This window comes from Acidiphilium iwatense (assembly GCF_021556475.1).
GTDB classification, from domain to species: domain Bacteria; phylum Pseudomonadota; class Alphaproteobacteria; order Acetobacterales; family Acetobacteraceae; genus Acidiphilium; species Acidiphilium iwatense.
Genome location: NZ_JAKGBZ010000034.1, coordinates 19378 through 38777, shown reverse-complemented (window position 1 = coordinate 38777; position 19400 = coordinate 19378). Strand labels below are relative to the sequence as shown.

General features: G+C 65.3%; 17 protein-coding genes. 5 read left to right on the top strand and 12 right to left on the bottom strand.

What is annotated here, in order from left to right; all coding sequences use genetic code 11:
* The first annotated feature begins 631 nt into the window (after positions 1 to 631).
* A complete protein-coding gene (locus L2A60_RS14905) occupies positions 632 to 943 on the top strand; it encodes a hypothetical protein (protein WP_235705251.1) in 312 nt (103 codons plus the stop codon).
* 50 nt (positions 944 to 993) lie between these two features.
* Here L2A60_RS14905 and L2A60_RS14900 read toward each other — a convergent pair whose 3' ends face one another.
* The 9 genes from L2A60_RS14900 to L2A60_RS14860 all read right to left on the bottom strand — a co-directional run bounded on the left by L2A60_RS14900 (position 994) and on the right by L2A60_RS14860 (position 13316).
* Positions 994 to 2181 (bottom strand): sensor histidine kinase, encoded by a 1188-nt coding sequence (locus L2A60_RS14900; protein WP_235705250.1) that lies wholly within the window; start codon positions 2179 to 2181, stop codon positions 994 to 996.
* Positions 2178 to 3509, bottom strand: coding sequence for a sigma-54-dependent transcriptional regulator (locus L2A60_RS14895; protein ID WP_235705249.1), 1332 nt, complete (start codon positions 3507 to 3509; stop codon positions 2178 to 2180). The genes L2A60_RS14900 and L2A60_RS14895 overlap by 4 nt, the downstream gene beginning before the upstream one ends.
* Positions 3506 to 5944 (bottom strand): ABC transporter permease, encoded by a 2439-nt coding sequence (locus L2A60_RS14890; RefSeq protein ID WP_235705248.1) that lies wholly within the window; start codon positions 5942 to 5944, stop codon positions 3506 to 3508. Before L2A60_RS14890 ends, L2A60_RS14895 begins: the two co-directional genes overlap by 4 nt.
* A 23-nt stretch (positions 5945 to 5967) precedes the next feature.
* Positions 5968 to 8391: an ABC transporter permease gene (locus tag L2A60_RS14885; RefSeq protein WP_235705247.1), complete on the bottom strand. Its 2424-nt coding sequence runs from the start codon at positions 8389 to 8391 to the stop codon at positions 5968 to 5970.
* Positions 8391 to 9161, bottom strand: coding sequence for an ABC transporter ATP-binding protein (locus L2A60_RS14880; protein WP_235705246.1), 771 nt, complete (start codon positions 9159 to 9161; stop codon positions 8391 to 8393). Before L2A60_RS14880 ends, L2A60_RS14885 begins: the two co-directional genes overlap by 1 nt.
* Positions 9158 to 10549 carry a TolC family protein gene (locus L2A60_RS14875; protein WP_235705245.1) on the bottom strand — a complete coding sequence of 464 codons (1392 nt, stop codon included), beginning with the start codon at positions 10547 to 10549 and terminating at the stop codon, positions 9158 to 9160. The genes L2A60_RS14880 and L2A60_RS14875 overlap by 4 nt, the downstream gene beginning before the upstream one ends.
* Positions 10546 to 11814 (bottom strand): efflux RND transporter periplasmic adaptor subunit, encoded by a 1269-nt coding sequence (locus L2A60_RS14870; protein ID WP_235705244.1) that lies wholly within the window; start codon positions 11812 to 11814, stop codon positions 10546 to 10548. Before L2A60_RS14870 ends, L2A60_RS14875 begins: the two co-directional genes overlap by 4 nt.
* A gap of 105 nt (positions 11815 to 11919) precedes the next feature.
* Complete coding sequence (locus L2A60_RS14865) at positions 11920 to 12576, bottom strand: DsbA family protein (protein WP_235705243.1); 657 nt, start codon at positions 12574 to 12576, stop codon at positions 11920 to 11922.
* A gap of 77 nt (positions 12577 to 12653) precedes the next feature.
* On the bottom strand, positions 12654 to 13316 hold the full coding sequence (locus L2A60_RS14860) for an ArsR/SmtB family transcription factor (RefSeq protein WP_235705242.1): 663 nt from the start codon (positions 13314 to 13316) through the stop codon (positions 12654 to 12656).
* A gap of 81 nt (positions 13317 to 13397) precedes the next feature.
* Between L2A60_RS14860 and L2A60_RS14855 the strand changes: the two genes are divergently transcribed.
* From L2A60_RS14855 to L2A60_RS14845, 3 genes are all read left to right on the top strand, one after another.
* Positions 13398 to 14141 carry an MBL fold metallo-hydrolase gene (locus L2A60_RS14855; protein WP_235705241.1) on the top strand — a complete coding sequence of 248 codons (744 nt, stop codon included), beginning with the start codon at positions 13398 to 13400 and terminating at the stop codon, positions 14139 to 14141.
* The gene (locus tag L2A60_RS14850; RefSeq protein WP_235705240.1) at positions 14138 to 15403 is read left to right on the top strand and encodes an MFS transporter; all 1266 of its coding nucleotides are present in this window, start codon (positions 14138 to 14140) and stop codon (positions 15401 to 15403) included. Before L2A60_RS14855 ends, L2A60_RS14850 begins: the two co-directional genes overlap by 4 nt.
* 164 nt (positions 15404 to 15567) lie before the next feature.
* Positions 15568 to 15852: a hypothetical protein gene (locus tag L2A60_RS14845; RefSeq protein WP_235705239.1), complete on the top strand. Its 285-nt coding sequence runs from the start codon at positions 15568 to 15570 to the stop codon at positions 15850 to 15852.
* Between the two features lie 233 nt (positions 15853 to 16085).
* Here L2A60_RS14845 and L2A60_RS14840 read toward each other — a convergent pair whose 3' ends face one another.
* Entirely contained in the window at positions 16086 to 16673 is a 588-nt protein-coding gene (locus L2A60_RS14840) for a regulatory protein RecX (protein ID WP_235705238.1), read from the bottom strand.
* Between the two features lie 81 nt (positions 16674 to 16754).
* Between L2A60_RS14840 and L2A60_RS14835 the strand changes: the two genes are divergently transcribed.
* Positions 16755 to 17738 (top strand): malate dehydrogenase, encoded by a 984-nt coding sequence (locus tag L2A60_RS14835; RefSeq protein ID WP_235705237.1) that lies wholly within the window; start codon positions 16755 to 16757, stop codon positions 17736 to 17738.
* Between the two features lie 18 nt (positions 17739 to 17756).
* Here the strand turns inward: L2A60_RS14835 and L2A60_RS14830 are convergent, their stop codons facing one another.
* Together L2A60_RS14830 and L2A60_RS14825 are read right to left on the bottom strand one after the other, a co-directional pair.
* Positions 17757 to 18518, bottom strand: a complete 762-nt coding sequence (locus L2A60_RS14830) for an NAD kinase (protein WP_235705236.1) — start codon at positions 18516 to 18518, stop codon at positions 17757 to 17759.
* Positions 18515 to 19366, bottom strand: a complete 852-nt coding sequence (locus L2A60_RS14825; protein ID WP_235705235.1) for a carbon-nitrogen hydrolase family protein — start codon at positions 19364 to 19366, stop codon at positions 18515 to 18517. Before L2A60_RS14825 ends, L2A60_RS14830 begins: the two co-directional genes overlap by 4 nt.
* Between the last annotated feature and the right edge of the window lie 34 nt (positions 19367 to 19400).

The window sequence follows — 19400 nt, the reverse complement described above, 5'->3', positions numbered from 1 at the left end:
CAGCGTCGCCGAAAACACAGGCTGATCCGCCAACTCGCGCGGATCAGCCTCAATCCCAAGCACACCGAACATGACCGCGTCCGCACGCAAATGTCGATCATGTGCGTCAAAATGCGCGCTTACAGGCAGGTGGTCGCTCCCCGCGCGGGAGCGTGGATCGAAACCATTTGATAGGGATATGACGACGACACGTCAAAGTCGCTCCCCGCGCGGGAGCGTGAATGTCGGCGCCGTCACGGCACGGCTACCTCGGTTCAATATCGCAGTGGGAGAGCGTCGAGGATAGAGATCCGGCCCAGTCATTGAGTAATATCAAGCGATATTCGATATATGCCGGAACATCTCTTATCTGCTCTTGTGTGAAATTGTACGGCGCATTATAATTTTCCACGAGCCACTAAGAAAAAATTCATAAAATCATCTAGTTGTATTGTATTGACGGAGTATCCAGCCCCCTCCACCACGCATCCAGCACAATCCTTTGTATTCATTGATAAAAAAGTCGTTGCCCCTGCGTCGGGATGCTCGCGGGGTGACGTACCGGGCGCGAATTTACCTGAATGATAGCGAACCATAACGGATTGCGCGATAACTTGGCGTATATGGCAGGAAATAGAACGAGGACCGCGCAGTGACCCATGCCACCGATGTAGTTGTGTCTGTAATCCTGGCCCTGGCCGGTCTGGTGATGGATTTTGTCGCGTATATCGACGGTCTCCTGGCCGCTTTGATGACTTCGGGCGGCATACCGCCGAATGTGCAGACCATCTTACTCGTCGTGGTGGCGGTGAGCCTGGTGATTCTTGCGATCCGCGTTTTGGGCCGCCTCTTCGCCGCCCTCATTATCGTGCTGCTACTGGTTCACAAACTGTTTCCGGGAATGGAAGTGCCGCAAGGTCACCCGCCCGCCTGGTTGCACTTGCCGGGATGGCCACACACTTGAGTTCGCTGCCCCCGCTCGATTAGCGCGGGCAGCCAATGGGGAAGCGACGCTCATGGCTTGGCGCGCGGCAGGCGAATCCGGGCGATCGCGCCGGGCCGATCCGCGCGATTGGCGAGCGCCAGCGTGCCGCCATGTGCCTCGATGATTTCGCGCGCAAGCACGAGGCCGATGCCGCTGCCGCCTGGTTTGGTGGTGAAGCCTGGAACGAACAGGTTTTCGCTGCGCGGCAGGCCGGCCCCATCATCGATGATCTCAATGGTGATATGGCGGACGTCTTCGGCCAGCCGGATCGCGACACCGCCTTCGCCCTCGAGTGCCGCGTCGGTGGCGTTGCGGATCAGGTTGATCAGCGCCTGCTCCATCTGCGCGGGATCGGCGTCGGCCAGTCCCTCCGTGGTCGTTTCGACCACCACATCACGCCGGGTTTCCAGGGCGGCGACCCGGCGGACCAGCGACGCCAGCGCGATCGGTTCGGGCACCGGGGGCGGTAGCCGCGCGAGATCGGCATAGCGGCGGATGAAGCCGCCGAGCCCGCGCGCGCGGCGCTCGATCAGGGCGAGACCGTCATGCAGCCGCTCCGGGTCGGCATCGCCGATCCCGCGCATTAACACCTCGGCGGTCGCCTGGATCGGGCCGAGCGAATTGCCGGTCTCGTGGCTGAGCACGCGGATCAGCCCGCGCCAGACGCGCCGCTCCTCCTCGCGCAGCGCGCGCGAAAGCTCGCTCGCCACCAGCATGACATGGTCCCGCCCGGCGCGGCGGAAGCGCACCCGCCGCACTTCCCACGGTCCGGCGCCACCGGGCAGCGGCGTTTCGAACCGGTCGATCCCGGTGCCCTCGATCCAGCTTGCGATGCCCAGCTCCGCCACCGGCCTGCCGGTGAGCCGGTCCGCGTCGGCGCCGAGCAGCGTGCCTGCGGTCGCATTGGCGCCGATGATGGTGTTGCGCGGCCCGATCACGATGATCGCGAGATCGACCGCGCCGAGCAGCTTGCCGAGCAGCGCATCCGATTCGATGCCGGCGCGGCGGGTGCCGGCGAGTTCGTCGGCCAGGGCATTCACCGCCGCGAAGGCCGCGCCGCGCGCTCCGTGCGCCGGTGCCGCCCGCAGCGCGTAGTCACCGTCCCGCAAACCGAGCAGAAGTGCCGCGATCTGCCGATGATCGCGTGCCGCCCGCCGCCGCGCCAGCGCATAACCCGCCGTGACGGCGATCAGAATCGCGAGCGCCGCGGCGATCATTTCCGCAACGAGGCGAGCCGCCGGTAGAACGCGCTGCGCGACAGCCCGAGCTGCTTCGCCGCCGCCTCGGCGTCGCCGCCCGCATCCGCCATCGCGCGCTGGATCAGGTAACGCTCCGCCTGATCCAATGTCATGCGCTCCACCGGCGCCGGTCCGGCGGGGGTGAGCCGGAGATCTGCCAGATGCACGGTCTCGCCCTCGGCCAGAAGTGCAGCGCGTTCGACCACATGGGCAAGCTCGCGCACATTGCCGGGCCAGGAATAGGTGGTGAGCGCCGCCATCGCGTCGGGGGCGAATCCGCGCGCGGGCCGGTTGTGGCGCGACGCACTGGCCAGCAGGAATTGCCCGGCGAGGAGTGGAATGTCGTCGATCCGCTCGCGCAGCGGCGGCAGCGCGATTTCCACCGTGTTGAGCCGGAAAAACAGGTCGCGCCGGAAACCGCCCGCCGCGATCCGCTCCTGCAGATCGGCATTGGTCGCGGCGATCAGCCGCACATCCACGCGGCGCGGCCGCGCCTCGCCGACGCGGGTGATCTGGCCATCCTCCAGCACGCCGAGCAGCCGCGCCTGGGTCGAGAGGCTCGCATTGCCGATCTCGTCAAGGAAGATCACGCCGTCATTGGCGATTTCGAACCGCCCCGGCCGATCGGTCTTCGCATCGGTGAACGCACCGCGCGCATGGCCGAATAATTCGCTCTCGATCAGGGTTTCCGGCACCGCGCCGAGATCGACCGTGACGAACGGCTTGTCATGCCGGGGCGAGACGCTGGCGATATGCCGCGCGAGCATTCCCTTGCCGGTGCCGCTCTCGCCGGTAATCAGCACCGGCACATCCGCATGGGCGATTTTCGCCACCAGCGCCATCACCGCGCGCATCGTCGCCGAGGAATGCAGGATCGCCCCTTGCGGAAGCGGGATGGTGAGTGCCGCCGTCGCGCGCCGCGCCGCTTCCAGCGCGAGCTGTGCACGCAGCACGCCGAGCAGCCGCGTATTCTCCCAGGGTTTTTCGAGGAAATCCGCCGCCCCCGCGCGCAGGGCGCGCACCGCGAGACCGACCGAGCCCCAGCCGGTCAGCACGATCACCGGCAGATCGGCGTTAATTTGTTTAACGGAACTCAGGAGCGCAAGACCCTCCTCGCCCGAGGTGGTATCGGCGCGGAAATTGAGGTCGAGCAGCAGCGCGTCCCACGCGCCGCGTTCGAGCAGCAGCATCGCCTCGGCCGGCGAGGCCGCGGAGCCGGTCTCGTAGCCTTCCGATTGCAGCACCAGCGCGAGGGAGGCGCGAATATCCGCCTGATCGTCGGCGATCAGGATGCGTTGCCTGCTCATCGTGCGTCCAGCAGAATCTTGACCGGCGTGTTCGCCGCCCGCGCGGCGGGGCGCCATGCGGCGGCGAGCACGATCGCCGCGATGACCGCGAGCGAGGCGACAAATACGACGGGTGCGATTGCACCGACATGGAACAACAAGGGTGACATGGCTCTGACCAACACATAGCCGCCGATCGCCCCGCCGGCGAGCCCGAATCCGAGCGGCCATGCGGCATCGGTCAAAGCGAGTCTGAGCAGGCGCTGGGGGCTGGCGCCGAGCATCGCGCGCATCCCGTATTCCGGCAGCCGCGCGCGGGCGATGAACGCGTTGACCGCATAGACGCCAAGCGCGGCGAGAACCAAAGCGAGAACGGCGAACCCGGCGACCATCCCGGCAGCGACCGCCCGCAGCGCGCTATAGGCGAAAATAATCCGGCGATAGGGGCGAACCCAGGTGATCACCGCGCCGGGTATCGCTGTTTCGATCACGTTTTTTGTCTGCCGCATCGCCGATCGGAGCGAGCCGCGATAATGGATGATGACGGTCGCGCCGGTCAGTGGAAACCCATGAAAATTCGCCGTGGCAAACGGCATGTAGATCACGCCGATATCGTTTTTCAACGGTGTCGGCCGCCATTGAACATGCGCGGCGATTCCGACGATCCGGTAGTCGCTGGAATCGATTTTCAGCATGTGCCCGACGGCATCTTTTCGCCCGAAAATCGCTTTAGCGACGCCGGGGCTGATAATGACCTCATGGCTTCCTTTCGCCATTTCCGCCGCTGGGCTGACGCGGTGGCCTTGGGCAAGATGGATGCCCAAGGTTCTGAAATACCCCGGCGTTACCGGCACCTGAACGACCAGATGCGACGGTGCATTGGGCGCGATCCGCGACACGGTGGTATTCGAATGATTTTGCGTGAACGGAAACGACCAGAACGTGACGCCGCCGGCGGAGACCGTGAAGGTTTTTTCGGTCACGGCATGGACGGTGGAGTCCAACCCCGCCGCGTTGTTCTGTGCATCCGGCAACAGAACCGACGCCACGATCCGGTTGTCGGGCGAAAATCCGAGCTTCTGGGTCAGGACTCGATAAAGGCTCAATCCCAGCATGGTGCTGCCGATCAGGAGTGCCGCGGCCAGCGCGATTTGCACCGCGCCGAGCGCGTTCTGGATGCGCCGCGTGGCGGGCGTGAGTGTCGCTTTCGACCCTTGGCCGAGCACGGCCCGAATCCGCACCGACGATGTCTGCCATAGCGGCACGGCGGCGATCGCAACGCTGGATAGAAGGGCGAGCAGCCACGCGAAACCGAATACCGGCCAGCCGGTTGCGATATCGAATGGCGGCGCGTCGAACACCGTTCGGTAGCTTGCCAGGGTTCGCAGCACCAGCCAGCCGAGCAGCGATCCGCCGATACCGATCGCGAGCAGGATCGGCACCTGTTCCAGCAGAAACAGCCGCAGCAAATCGAGCCGCGAGCCCCCCAGCGCCCGGCGCAGCGCCAGTTCATGCATGCGTGACCGATGACGCACCAGCGCGAGATTGGCGGCATTGATCACCGCGAGCAGCAGAAGGAACAGCGCGGCGCCCTGGAGCAGGATCGGGATATCGCCGATATCGCTGTTTGCCAGAAGCAGCACCTGACGAATCGGCCGTGCATCGAGGCGCCGCCGTTCCGCGCGCATTTTCGCGGCGCGTTCGGGTGTCGCCTCCCGTTCCTCCTCATGCAGGAACCGGTGCAAATTCGCGTTGAATTGGCCGAGTGACACGCCGGGCGCTAATTCGGCGGGCATGAAATCGTCGATGTTGCTGGCCTGCTCGCCGGTTCGAGGCAGCACGAATGACGCCCAGAGATCGGTCGGGTTCATAAAGCCGAACGATCGGGGCAGAACCCCCACGATCCGGTAATGTGCGCCGTTGAACGAAACTCTCTTGCCGATGGCGCCGGCATCGCCGCTGTAAGCGCTTTGCCAGAACCGATAGGAAATCATCGCCTGTTTCGGGCCGCCTTTGTGGCCGGACGCAAGACTTGGCAACCAGCCCAATGCCGGCCGCACGCCCAGCGTCGAGAAAAACGACGGCGTGACGCTGACGGCATGAACGGCGCGCGGCTTGCCGTCGATCCGGGCGGCGACCGACCCGCCAAAGGTCCATAGCCCCGCATCCGCGATCGATGGCAGCGCGGCGCGAAGTTTGCGGTAGGTATCCGGCGAGGTCATCGCAAAGTTCAGGCCGCTCCTCGGGATCATCTCGCGGACCAGAACCAGCCGGGACGGATGCGCATAGGGCAGCGGCTTCAGATCGTAGCCGTAGAAAATGCCGAACGCCGCCGCATTCGCGCCGATCGCAAGCACTAACATGATAATTGTGGCGATCGGATAGAACGGTTTGCGGATCAGCCCGCGCCATGCGACCGAAGCGTCGTGAACCAGGGTCGAGAGGTGATCTTGCACGCGATTTTCCATGGTTTTTCCATTCACCCCGCATCCAGCAGCGTCTTGACCGGCGTGTTCGCCGCCCGCGCGGCAGGGCGCCATGCGGCGGCGAGCACGATGATGGCGATGATGGCGAGGGAAATGGCGAAGACGGCGGGGGCGATTTGATTGACGTGGAACAGGAGCGGAAGCATGGCGCGAACCAGCAGAAACCCGCCGATCAGACCACTCGCGAGGCCGAGCCCGAGCAGCCACGCTGCGTCGGTCAGGGCGAGCCTGAGCAGGTGTTGCGGGCTGGCACCAAGCATTGCGCGCATGCCGTATTCGGGCAGGCGGGCGCGGGCGATGAAGGCATTGACGGCATAGACGCCGAGTGCAGCGAGCACCAAGGCGAGCACGGCGAAAATCGAGACGATCGAGGCAGCCAGATGGCGGAAGCCGAGGTAACGGGCGATGATCGCATGGTAAGGCCGGACCGAGGTAACGACCGCGCCGGGGATTGCCGATTCGATCAGTTTTTTTGCATCCTGTCCGGCGCTATGAATGGAGTCGCGCACATTCACGATGATATCCGCGACATAAACCGGGTAGGCCCTGACCTTGAACGAGGACGCGGGAACATAGACCGTCCCAAAGGTCCGGTTCCACGGCTTGCTGCGCCAGACAACCGGCGCCGCGACGCCCACCACCCGGAAATCGCCGAGAAGGACAAGGTGAACCATGCGTCCGACAATGTTCGTGGTGCCGAATAGCCGTTGCGCGCTGCCTGCGCCCAGGACAACAACCTTGGCGCCATGTTGTTGATCGAGCGACCTGAGCGCACGGCCCTTCAGGATATGAATATCCATCGCGGAGAAAAAGTTATCGCCTGCAAGCGTCACGTTGATGTTGTGCGGCTTCGAACCGGGCGCCATGCGCCGGATCGGAATGGTTGCATTTGAATGGGAAAACGGTCTGGTCCCAAAACCGACTCCCGTTACCGACCGGACATAAGATTGTTGCCGGAGCCGGGCGATCGCCGGCTCCATGGCGGCTGTCATGTCGATGGATTTTGGGGCCAGTATGCTCGCGACGATGTGGTGGTCTGGCTGAAAGCCGAGCGGGCGGTTCAGGAAGCGATGCAGGCTGACGGTCAGGGTCAGGCTGCCGGCGAGCAGCGCGAAGGCTAGCGCAATCTGACCGATGCCGAGACCGCGCTGGACTATGCGGGCACCCCTGCCGAGGGTCGATTTCGGTCCCTGGCCGATCGCCGATTGCAGCTTCAGCCGGGATGTCAGCATGATCGGTGCGATCGTGACCACAAGCAGTGAAACGACAGAGAGCACCAGGACGCAGGCGATGTCGTCCCAACCGAACCCGAAGCGGAACGGCGGCGAGACGATCGCCGAGCCATAGGACAGGATGAATCGTGCGCCGAGCCATGCCAGGATGGTTCCGGTTGCCGAGATGACCGCGAACAGCGGAATTTGTTCCAGAAACAGCAGCCGCATGAGATCCGCCCCGGACCCGCCCAGCACACGGCGCAACGCGAATTCGTGCAGGCGCGAGCGATGCCGTACTAACGCCAGGTTGGCAGCGTTGGCGATTGCGAGAAGCAGCAGAAGAAGCGCCGTGCCTTGCAGGACCCAGGGCAATGCACCAAGGCTGGAGCCTGCGGTGAACGAAGGTCGCAGTTTGCGGGTTTCGACCTTGAGGCCGTGCCCGAACATGGTGGCGAGGCGCGGCAATACTCTTTTGCGGATTTGCGGCAGCGCGTCTGCCAGCAGCAGGTTAGCCTGCGCGGCAGAAAGATTGGCTGGTGTCCGGACGATCATGACAGAGTTGAGGGTCTGTTCGCGTAGCCCCTTGATCGGCAGCACAAGAGGAAGCTGGGCATCCGCACCGGCGTTGAAGGCATAATCGCGTGGCAGAACACCGACGATCCGGTAATCGATGCCGTTTACCGTTAGCCGGTGGTTCAGCACATTCCGGTTGCCGTCATAGGCGCTGTGCCAGAACTTGGCGGAAATCGTGATTTCGGCGGGTCCGCCTTGCCGGCCAGCGGCAAGGCTGGGCAGCCTGCCAAGCAGCGGCACCACCCCAAGCGTACGAAAGAACGATGGCGTTTCCCGGCTGTAGGTGATTGCTTTCGGATGATGCGCGATCATCACCGGGGCGGCGCCGCCATAGCTGTAGAGACCCGCATCGGCCATCTGTGGAATGTCACGACGGATGACGCGATAGGCGCTTGGTGATATATTGGCGAAATCCGGGTTGAAGTTCGGCAGGAATTCGCCCACCAATTTTATCTGTCGCGGGTCGCGATATGGCAGGGGGCGGAGCAAAAACCCGTAGAAAATGCCGAAAGCGGTCGCATTCGCGGCGATGGCGAAGGCTAACATAATGATGGTCGCGATCGGGTAGAATGGTTTGCGGATCAGCCCGCGCCACGCCACCGACCCGTCGTGGGCAAGTGTTCCGAACATCACAAGGCATTCCTTGCGTTTTCCGGCAGATCATCTTCGGGGTGCAGCGTGACCACGGTTTCGCCGAACCCCTCATCGACCACCTGACCGTCGGACAGGAGCACGATGCGCCGCGCGCGGCGGGCGTAGTGGAGATCATGCGTCACCATCAGGATCGTCGCACCCTTTTTGGTGTTCAGCTCCTCCAGCAGTTCCATCACTGACTCGCCGGAGCGCGAATCGAGATTTCCCGTGGGTTCGTCGGCAAGAATGATGTCCGGTTCGGTCACCAGCGCGCGCGCGATCGCGACGCGCTGCTGCTGGCCGCCCGACAATTGCGCCGGGTAGTGGTTCGCCCGGTGCACGATGCCGATATCCGATAGCATCGCGGCCACCCGCGCCTCGCGCTCGGCTTTGGCGATGCCGCCGCGATAGATCAAGGGCAGGGCGACGTTTTCCGCGACGGTGAGATCACCGATCAGGTTGAACGCCTGGAACACGAAGCCGATATGCCGGTTGCGGAACGCGGCGCGGTCGCGTTCGCGCAATCCCGCCGCGTCCTGCCCGGCGAGGCGATAGCTCCCACCCGTCGGGTCGTCGAGCAGGCCGAGAATCGCCATCAAGGTCGATTTGCCGCAGCCCGACGGCCCGGTGACCGCGACATATTCGCCGCGCCCGACCGCCAGATCGACCCCGGCGAGCGCATGGGTCTCCACCTGATCGGTGCGATAGATTTTCGTGAGGTCGCGTACCTCGATCACCGGGCCTTCGATCACGGGGGCATTGGTCATGGTTTGGCTTCCTTCGGATTATGCGTGGGAGCGATTGTCGTGGATAGACTATGCACTAACGCGGGGGTGGCGCTGCCTTCCGCCTGGGCAAGGCCGAGTTCATGACCGATCGCCGAGACGATCGCCGCATGCAGCGCGAGGTCGGCGGATAGCAATTGCTGACGATCGGCGATCAGGTCGCTTTCGCTGATCAGCCCGGCGCGTACCCCGTCGCTTGCGGCCCGCACCGCCTTCGCCGCGACCAGCGCCGCCGATCGCGCGGCATCGAGCCGCGAGCGGTCGAGCGTGAGGGCGAAATAATCGGTGCGGATGGTGCGGATCACCGTAAGCTGTGCTGTCGCTGCGTTATCGTGCGCCTCGTCGCGCAGCGCCCGCGCGCGGTCGGTCGCGGCAACCGTCGCGCCGCCGGAAAACACGTGCCAGTTGAGCTGCACGGTGGCCGAATTGCCCTGCTGGAGCAGATTGCCCGGCCCGGTGATGCTCTGGCCGAGAAACGCATAGGCCGCGTGTCCGCCCTGGGCGATATGGGTGTGCTGCAATTGCAGCGACACGTTGGGCAGATACGAACCCTGTGCCGCCGAAACCAGTTCCGCATCGCCGCGCGCGGTCAGGTTCGCCGCCGCAAGCGTCGGGTTGCCGCTCCGGGCGCGGTCGATCCAGGCGCCAATGCCGCCGAGCTTTGGGAGCGGCAGCGCTTCAGGCAGGGAGCCATTGGCGTCGATCGCCGGGTTTCCGGTCAGTGCGGCGAGGGTTTCGCGCGCGGCGATCAGCGTGGTTTGGGCCTGAACCACCTGGGCGCGCAACGATTCCAGTGCCGCCCGCGCTTCATCGGCGCCGATCACTCCGGCCATCCCGGCCCGGTAGCGCGCCTCGGCGTCGTGATACTGCTTGCCGAAGCCGCGTTCCGCGCCGCGCAAGGCGGCAAGATCGGCGTTTGCCGCGAGAACCGCGACGTAATCGGTGGCGACCTTCACCGTGAGCGCCTCAAGTGTTGCCTGATAGGTCGCGGCGGCGGCCTGAACCCGGAACCCGGCGGCCTGATAGGATTTGACCGAGCCCCAGTCGAACAAGGTCTGCGTCAGCGTCGCCTGCCAGGTGGAGACGCCGATGCGCTGAAATTCGGTGATAGGCTCGAACCCGGTGCCGTAGAACTCGGGGCCCGCCGCATACTGGTTCTGCGGACCGGCACCGGCGGCGAGGGCGACATGCGGCAGCAGGGCGGCGAGGGCGGCGGGACGATCGGTCGCCGTCGCGCGCAATTTCGCGCCGGCCGCGAGGAACGCCGGATCGTTGGTGCGCGCGGCCCGCCAGACCTGCCAGAGCGTGGATGCCCGCGCCACGTTTGGCAGCATCGCCACAAGCGCGATGCACACTAACAAAAATCTCATCGGATGCGCACCAGGGATTTGCCGGCGAACCGCCCGGTGTCGGAGACGATGATGCGCGCGCCGGCCGGCAACCCGGACAGCACCTGGATCGCGTTGGCCGAGGCGGCGCCGAAGCGGACGCGCACCGGAATCGCCTTGTCGCCGCCATCGACCAGCTTGAACACGGTCGCCATCGAATCGGGCCGGGCATCAACCGGCCGCGCCACATAAAGCGCGCGCGGAATGGTGGTGACATCGATATCGCCGAGCACCGCGAGGTCGGGGCGGGTTCCCGCCGGCAAATGCGCGGGCAGTTTCACATCCACCCGCACGCTGCCTTTTTCCACCGAGGGCGACACCCGCGTCACCACGCCGTCGATGCGGCTTTCGCCGGCATCGTTCAGGCGGATCGTCGCGCGCAGCCCGGCGGTAATCTCGCCCGCCTCGCTGGGGGCGACATCGAGCGCGGCCTTGAGATGGGTCAGGCTCGCGACCCGCGCGATCGCCCCGCCCAGCGCCAGCGTCTGGCCGGGACGGGCGGCAACGCTCTGCACCACGCCGCGTTCCCCGGCGGTGACCGACAATGCGGCGACATTCGCTTGCGCCTCGGCGAGCGCCGCCTGAAACGCGGAAACCCGCGCATTCTGCGCTTCGATCTGTGCCGACTGATTATCCCTGAACGCGGCGATCCGTTGCCGCGTCAGCGCCACAAGCTGGCGCGCATTCGCCGCATCGAGCACCGTCTTTCGGTAATCGAGCCGGGCGACGACATGCTCGGCTTCCAGTCCGCGCTCGGCCTCGGCGCGCAAGCCTGCCGCCGCCGCCGCCGCGCGCCCGGTCGCGAGATCGGCTTCGAGCGAGAGCAGATTATTGTCGAGCGTGGCTTTGGTGGAAGCCAATGTCGCCTTCGCGTCCGCAAGGTTGGAGCGCGCGCGGACCAGGGCCGATTGCAGATGCGGATTGACCAGGCGGAGCAGCACGGTGTCCGTTTTTACCGAATCGCCGGGGCGGACCAACACCCGCGCCACGGTTCCCGGCACCGCGGCGGTCACGAAGCGCTCGCCGCGCGGGCGCAGTTCGCCGGGCGCCTGCACCCGCACCCGGAACGCGCCGGAATGCACGGTGCCGATCACCAGCGACTCCCGCGCGACCGACGGGCCGGACGGCAACAGCCAGATCAAGGCCACGACGAGCGCCGTGCCGATCGCGACCCCCGACGCCCAGGCCGCGCGGTGTCTCAGCCTGGTCTTGCGGCGAACCTGATCGGGAATCTGGAAGTCTGGCATGGCGGCTCCGGCAATGGTTCCGCCGGAGCATCGCAAGATCCGGGCCAGTTCGTTTCGGGCTGTTATGTCCCCTCATCGGTCCCGAAACCGGGATTCTTGGACCGATCACGTCCCATGTGTGGATGACGGCGATGATGCAGCGCCGCGCGCCGCCGCTTCCGCCGTTTTTCGCGCCGCGTGGACCAGCGAGACGAGGTCGGCATAGCTCACCGACCCGACGATTTTTGTATTATTGATGAAAAGAGTGGGGATTTCGTGAATCCCGAGGCTGCGTCCGCGCCGGAGATTGGCCTGGATGCGGTGTATCACCCCGTCGCCGTTCATCGCGAATTCCATGCGCCGCCAGTCGAGGCCGAGAGCTTTCGCGTCAGTCTTCAGTATCGCGTTGATCGGCGGGCGTTTCTGGGTCATCAGCCGGGCGCGGAACGGAATAAGTTTGCCCTGCGCGCCGGCGGCGAACATCGCTTCGGTGCCGAGCACGCTGGCCGGCCCGAGAATCGGATAGGCCACCGGCACATAGCGCACATCGTGATCGTGACGCAGCAGGCGCTTGAATCGCCGGTCCATATGCCGGCAGGGCGGGCAGCGTATGTCGTAGAAATCGACGATCGTGACCTTGCCGTGCGGATTGCCGAACACGAGGTCACCCGGACGGACCAGGCTGGCGGCGGAAACGGCACCGCTTCCGCCCGCCCGGGCCTGTGGTGTTGCGATCAGGCCGAGACCGATCGCGGCCAAGGCAATGAGACGGCATCCCTTCATGGTCCCTCATCCTTTTATCGTTGTGAAACTAGCCTGATATGCGGAACTTCGCACCTTTTTTCAGGCAAGGAAGGCGATCAGGTTTCCACCTGCAACCCGGCGGCTTTCCATTCGGGATAGCCATCCTCAAGCCGGCGCGCATCGAAGCCGAGCCGGCGCAGGGCGCTGGCGGCTTCGACCGAGAGAACGCAATACGGTCCGCGGCAATAGGCGATCACCGGCTGGTCGCGCGGCAGCAGCGCAATCCGGCGTTCCAGGGCGGCGAGCGGAATGTTGATGGCTCCCGGCAGATGGCCCTGGGCAAATTCGTCCTCCGGCCGCACGTCGAGCACGGTGACGCTGCGGTCGTGGATGCGCGCCAGCAAGTCCTGGCGCGAAACCGGCTCCAGCGCGTCGCGCGTGCGAAAATAACTCGCCATCACCACCTCGATCTCGGCGACATTCCGTTCGCCGATCCGCCCGAGTGCTTTGAGCAGGGCAATCACATCGGTCTCGCCGAGCAGGCTGTAGAGCATCCGCTTGCCGTCCCGGCGCGGCTCGGCGAGGCGTGCCCGGCGCAGGATTTGCAGATGCCGCGAGGTGTTGGCGATGGTCAACCCGATGCGCGCGGCGAGATCCTCGACGCTGCGTTCGCCCTGCGCGAGGTGTTCGAGAATCTCCAGCCGATGCGCATGGCCGATCGCCTGGGCGATGTCGGCGAGGCTCGCGAAGATGCGCTGCTTGGGACCGAGGCTTGACATGGTGCTCCAATAAAGGAATCAATCAACGGATTGATTGAACGATAGATCGTTTAGGTCGTCAAGGTCTTCGAGGAGAATGCCATGATTCTGCGCCAATTCCACCATCAGGACCCGGTCGCTGTGTCGTATCTGCTCGGCTGTGCCGGTCGCGGTGCGGGTGCGGCGGTCGATCCGCTGTTCCCGATCGAACCGTATCTGCAAGCGGCGGAGTTCTCCGCCACGCCGCTCCGCTGGGTGATCGATACCCATCTCCACGCCGATCATCGCTCCGCCGGGCGCGCCCTCGCCGAAGCGGCCGGGGCCGATTACGTGCTGCACGAAAGTGCGATGACCGGCTTCGCCTTCCACGGCGTGGCCGATGGCGACAGGCTTTCGCTCGGCAATGTCGTGCTCGATGTGCTGCACGCGCCGGGCCATACGCCGGAGCATCTCTGTCTTCTGGTGACCGACCGCACCCGTGCCGGCGAGCCGTGGTTTGTGCTGACCGGCCATACGCTGATGGTGGGCGATGTCGGCCGTACCGAGCTGGCGAGCGACGCCGCGACCGGCGCGCGCAATCTGTTCCGCAGCCTCGCCCGGCTGAAGGTGCTGCCGGAATATCTGGAGATCCTGCCCGGCGCTTTCGCCGGCTCGGTCTGCGGGCGCGGCCTGTCCGGCAAGCCATCCTCCACCATCGGCTTCGAGCTTCGGCACAACAGGGCCTTCGCGATGACCGACGAAGCCGCTTTCATTCGCTTCATGGTCGACGATATCCCGCCACCTCCCGAGAATGCGGCGGCGAATCGCGCCGTCAATGCCGGGTTGATGACGAAGGTCGCCGAATGAACCTCGCCGCGCAGGTGTATCGGCGCGGCATCAGGCTCAACCAGGGTCAGTTCGCGCTGCAGGCGGTTCAGGTGTTTTTCGTCGGTCTGGTGATCGGCATGGAGCGCGCGGTGCTGCCCGCGCTGAGTACCGATTTCGGCGTCAGGTCCCACGCCTTCTTCTTCCTCGCGAGCTTCGTGCTGTCCTTCGGTCTGGTGAAGGGGGTGCTGAATTTCGTGGCCGGCACCCTGTCGGACCGGGTCGGCCGCAAGCGCGTGCTGCTGATGGGCTGGCTCGCCGCGCTGCCGATCCCGGTGCTGATCTATCTGGCGCCGAACTGGTGGTGGATCATCGCCGCCAATATTTTCCTCGGCATCAACCAGGGTTTCAGCTGGACGATGACGGTGACCAGCCAGATCGATCTCGCCGGCAGTGATCAGCGCGGCCTTGCGGTCGGCATCAATGAGGCGACCGGCTATGTCGCGGTCGGCATCGCCGGGCTCGCTTGCGCCTATCTGGCGCAGGCATTCGGGCCGCGCACGGCGCTGCTCGGTTTTGGCTTGGTCACCATCGCCATGGCACTGATCCTGCTGATTGGGGTGCGCGACACGCTGCCCTGGGTGCGTGCCGAACACGCGCAGACGAAGCCCACGAGCACAATCGGCGCAGCAACCCCCGGCTGGGGTGCGATCTTCATGGTGGTGTCGTTCCGCGATCCGCAATATCGCGCGCTCTGCCAGGGCGGTGTCGCCAACAAGATCGCCGACACGCTGGTCTGGGCGTTGTTTCCGGTATTTTTCGCGGCTCACGGCATGAAGCTCGCCGAAATCGGCTGGATCACCGGCCTCTATGCGATGGTCTGGGGGTTCTCGCAGCTCTGGACCGGGCATCTCGCCGACCGGATCGGCCGCAAACCGCCGATCGTGACCGGATTTTCTCTCCTCGCCGCGGGGATCGCGCTGACCGCGATCGGCACGGCGCCGATTGTGTGGTTCCCCGCCGCCGCGATCATGGGGTTCGGCATGGCGCTACTCTACCCCAACCTGATCGCCGCGATGTCGGACCTGACGCCGCCGCTCTGGCGCGGCAAGGCGCTCGGCACCTATCGCTACTGGCGTGACACCGGTTACGCGATCGGCGCCATCCTGCTCGGCCTCGTCGCCCAGTTTTCGGGCGCGGTCAGGCCGGCGATGGGACTGACCGCAGTGCTCGTCGCCCTGTCAGGTTTCTGGATCGCCTTCGGTACCAAAGAGCCGAAACAAGCTGCTCCGCACTTGGAATAGCCAATCAGGTCAAGGGAGCCATTCATCTCCTGGCGTTATGAATTCTATGCACATTGCACGCGTGGTTAGCGATCGGGCAGAAGCTTATGTTCCGCTCAGCACCGGGTGAGATGGAAATGGCCCCATGGTGAGGCCGCCCCACCCGATCGGAACTGGAGCTTGTCATGAAAAACATTCTTGCTGTCGCCGCCCTTGCCGTCGCCACCATTGCCGGTGCCGGCGCCGCCCAGGCGGGTCAGGGCATTCCGAACCTGCTGGCTCAGCCGGTGGTTTCCGCGTCGGCCCCCGCGGTAATCGGCGAGGCCTATCCGGCTTTCGGCGCGGCCGCGACCCCGGTTGTGTCCGCCCGGATCGCCGATGTCACCGTCGGGCAGAATTACCCGACCATCGCGGCGCCGCATCGGGCGACCCGCTTCGCCCAGATTGGCCAGACCCAGGGCCGATCGTAATCCCGGCCAGTGTGGTGGTTCTGAAGTTCCTATACATACGCGGTAGCGATTTTAGGAACTTCAGAACCATAAACCACACTGGAATCAAATGTTTGCTAGTGTCCTGATCGATTCGGAAGTTCGTAAAACGCCTCTATCGGCACCAACGAACTTCCGAATCGGGACACCAGCGGCTGATTTTTAGCGTTTGTTAGGAATATGACGCGGGCGGAGGCGGCTCCGCCCGCGTCATTTTAGAGCGTGCCCTGGCGGAGCGCGATGACCAGCGTTTCGGCGGAATCGGCATCGAGGGCGAGGGCGCGTTCGGCGATATCGCGATCGAAGCCGCCGCGCGCGAGGGCGGCCAGAGCTTTCATGCGCAGCGCTTCACCTCCGGCGAACGGCGGCAGGCGGCGGCGGCGCAGATAGGTGCAGGCGGCGGCAAGATCCCGCTCGGGGCTTTCGGGCAGCGCTTCGGCGGCAATATCCTGATCCACACCCTTCATCGCGAGATGCACGAGTGCCGCGCGGCGGGAATGTCCCTCACGCGCAAGTCGCCGTGCGCGCGATTCGGCGAAAGTGGTGTCGTTCAGAGCGCCGAGGTCGCGCAGGGCGGCGATCACCAAAGGGATCGCGGCACGGCCGTCCCGGCGCGCCTGGGCGATGGAGTCGGGCGCGAGTCCGGCAGATTCCGCCGCGCGCACCCAGCGATCGACGCGGCGGCCGAGCACGCGGGCGAGCCCGGCTTCGGTCGCGGCGAAACGGGCAAGATGGGCGAGAGCGGCTTCGCGCAGCCGGGCGGCGTCGGGTGGTGCGCCGATATCGCGAGGGTTGCGTTTCATCGGGTCAGATTGGCACGGCGCCCGCCTTGACCGGAAGCCCGCGCGGGCGATAGTGCCGCCACCGAACAAGGAGCATGTCCCATGGCAAAATCCCCCGTCCGAATCGCAGTGACCGGTGCCGCCGGCCAGATCGCCTATGCACTGATCTTCCGCATCGCGAGCGGCGCGCTGCTCGGGCCGGATCAGCCGGTCATTCTGCATTTGCTCGACCTGCCGCAGATGCAAGGTGCGCTGGGCGGGGTGATGATGGAGCTGGAGGATTGCGCCTTCCCGCTGCTCGCAGGCATGGTCGCGACCGACGATCCCAAGACCGCGTTCAAGGATATCGATATCGGCTTCCTGGTGGGGGCGCGGCCGCGCGGCAAGGGCATGGAGCGCAAGGACCTGCTTGGGGCGAATGCCGAGATATTCACCGTCCAGGGCCGCGCGCTGAACGACGCGGCGAAACGCGACGTGCGGGTTCTGGTGGTCGGCAACCCGGCCAACACCAACGCCTATATCGCGATGAAATCGGCCCCCGACCTGTCGCCCGACTGTTTTTCCGCGATGATCAGGCTCGATCACAACCGCGCCGCCTCGATGCTCGCCGCCAAGGCCGGGGTGAATGTCGGCGATATCGAAAAACTGATCATCTGGGGCAATCACTCGCCGACCATGTATCCCGACTGGCGGTTCGCCGAGGCGGGCGGTCGCAAGCTCGCCGAGCTGGTCGGCGACGAGGCGTGGAACCGCGAAACCTTCATCCCGACCATCGGCAAGCGCGGTGCCGCGGTGATCGAGGCGCGCGGCGCCTCCTCCGCGGCGTCGGCGGCGAATGCGGCGATCGATCAGGTGCGCGATTGGGTGGTCGGCTCGAACGGGCGCTGGGTGTCGATGGCGGTGGCGTCGGACGGCGGCTACGGCGTGCCCGAGGGCATCATGTTCGGCGTGCCGGTGACGGCCTCGGGCGGCAAGGTGACGCGCATCCGCGACCTCGCCCTCGACGAGTTCGCCCGCTCGCGCTTCGAGATCACGCTGAACGAACTCAAGGAAGAGCGCGCGGCGATTGCGCATTTGCTGAAGTGACCGAATGCCGGGAGCGGTTTATACCGTGAACTGCTCCCGGATGATCCGCTCCGACAAGGCCCGGTCGGGGTCCGAGAGGATTTGCGCGCAGACCGAACGGTCTTCGCTGGCCGCGACCGAGACCACGCGGCGCACCTCGCTGAAATCGGCCACCGCCGCGACCGGGCGCTTTTCCGGCTCCAGAATCTCGAACAGGATCTCGCTGCTGGTGGGCAGCAGGGCGCCGCGCCAGCGGCGCGGCCGGAACGCGGAAATCGGCGTCAGCGGCAGCAGATTGGCCGAAAGCGGCACGATCGGTCCGTGGGCGGACAGGTTATAGGCGGTCGAGCCGGCCGGCGTGGAAATCAGAACCCCGTCGCAGATCAGTTCCGGCAGGCGCATTTTGCCGTCGATCGAAATCCGAATCTTGGCCGCCTGACGGAGTTGGCGCAGCAGACTGACTTCGTTGAAAGCGAGCGCCTCTTCGACCGCGCCGGTCGCGGTGACCGCGTGCATCCGCAGCGGGTGCAGGTCGTTGCTGTGGGCGCGGGCGATGCGCGCGGGCAGGTCGTTCTCCGAGAAATCGTTCATCAAAAAGCCGACCGAACCGCAATTCATGCCATAGACCGGCAGGGCGTGGTCGAGCAGGCGATGGATGGTTTCCAGCATCAGCCCGTCGCCGCCGAGAGCGACGACGACCTCCGCGGCATCCGGCGGCGCGTCGCCATATCGGGCGACCAGCCGGTCCCGCGCCGCGCGGGCCTGATCGGTCGACGCCGCGGCAAAATGAATCGCGGTCAAGCGAGTTTTCGGTGGTCGAGAACGGGCATGTCGCGGCGGACCCTGGCGATGCGCGCCGCATCGATGCGCGCGGTGGCGAAGCCCGGACCGTCGGAGACCCGCGCTACGACATGCCCCCAAGGGTCGGCGATCAGGGAATTTCCGTAGGTCACGCGCGGTTCGTTCGAACCGTCGTAATGCGTGCCGGTGCAGGCGGGAGCGGCGATCCAGCATTGGGTCTCGATCGCCCGCGCGCGCAGCAGAACCTCCCAGTGATCCTTGCCGGTCTGCAGGGTGAAGGCGGCGGGGACCATGATGAGATCCGCCCCGGCGCGGCGCAGCGAAAGATAGAGTTCCGGGAAGCGCATATCGTAGCAGATGGTCAATCCCACGGTAAGCGCGCCGATCTGCGCGGTGACGACCTGCTCGCCCGCGCCGTAGACGGCGCTTTCGCGGTAGCCCTGGCCGTCCGGCGTGGTGATGTCGAACAGATGGATCTTGCGATAGCGCGCGATCTCGCGGCCGCCGGGATCGAAGACGATGGTTGTGTTGAACAGTTTTTCGCCGCTCAATTCGCCGATCGACCCGCCATGGACATGGATTTCATGGCGACGGGCGATCGCGCGCAGAAATTCATAAGCCACGCCCCCCGCCTCGTTCGATCCTTCGGGCGGCAGGATTTCGGCGGCGGCGAATTTGGCGGCCCGGTTGCCGCCCAGACAGGTCCAGATTTCCGGCAGGGCGATCAGATGCGGCCGGTCCTGTGCGATCGCCGCTTCGATCAAGCCGCGCGCCTGTTCGATATTGGCGGATTTGTCGGCGCCGGGCGCCATCTGGATGACCGTGAGGCGAAGGGGATCGTTCTGCATGGCGCCATGGTGCGCCGCGTTGCCGGCCTCTGCA

Bases quoted from the DNA above. Each gene is read 5' to 3' on its own strand.
- L2A60_RS14880 (WP_235705246.1), bottom strand. From the start codon at position 9,161: ATGACCAATGCCCCCGTGATCGAAGGCCCGGTGATCGAGGTACGCGAC.
- L2A60_RS14845 (WP_235705239.1), top strand. From the start codon at position 15,568: ATGAAAAACATTCTTGCTGTCGCCGCCCTTGCCGTCGCCACCATTGCC.
- L2A60_RS14900 (WP_235705250.1), bottom strand. From the start codon at position 2,181: ATGATCGCCGCGGCGCTCGCGATTCTGATCGCCGTCACGGCGGGTTAT.
- L2A60_RS14870 (WP_235705244.1), bottom strand. From the start codon at position 11,814: ATGCCAGACTTCCAGATTCCCGATCAGGTTCGCCGCAAGACCAGGCTG.
- L2A60_RS14885 (WP_235705247.1), bottom strand. From the start codon at position 8,391: ATGTTCGGAACACTTGCCCACGACGGGTCGGTGGCGTGGCGCGGGCTG.
- L2A60_RS14835 (WP_235705237.1), top strand. From the start codon at position 16,755: ATGGCAAAATCCCCCGTCCGAATCGCAGTGACCGGTGCCGCCGGCCAG.
- L2A60_RS14850 (WP_235705240.1), top strand. From the start codon at position 14,138: ATGAACCTCGCCGCGCAGGTGTATCGGCGCGGCATCAGGCTCAACCAG.
- L2A60_RS14860 (WP_235705242.1), bottom strand. From the start codon at position 13,316: ATGTCAAGCCTCGGTCCCAAGCAGCGCATCTTCGCGAGCCTCGCCGAC.
- L2A60_RS14895 (WP_235705249.1), bottom strand. From the start codon at position 3,509: ATGAGCAGGCAACGCATCCTGATCGCCGACGATCAGGCGGATATTCGC.
- L2A60_RS14875 (WP_235705245.1), bottom strand. From the start codon at position 10,549: ATGAGATTTTTGTTAGTGTGCATCGCGCTTGTGGCGATGCTGCCAAAC.
- L2A60_RS14855 (WP_235705241.1), top strand. From the start codon at position 13,398: ATGATTCTGCGCCAATTCCACCATCAGGACCCGGTCGCTGTGTCGTAT.
- L2A60_RS14865 (WP_235705243.1), bottom strand. From the start codon at position 12,576: ATGAAGGGATGCCGTCTCATTGCCTTGGCCGCGATCGGTCTCGGCCTG.
- L2A60_RS14840 (WP_235705238.1), bottom strand. From the start codon at position 16,673: ATGAAACGCAACCCTCGCGATATCGGCGCACCACCCGACGCCGCCCGG.
- L2A60_RS14825 (WP_235705235.1), bottom strand. From the start codon at position 19,366: ATGCAGAACGATCCCCTTCGCCTCACGGTCATCCAGATGGCGCCCGGC.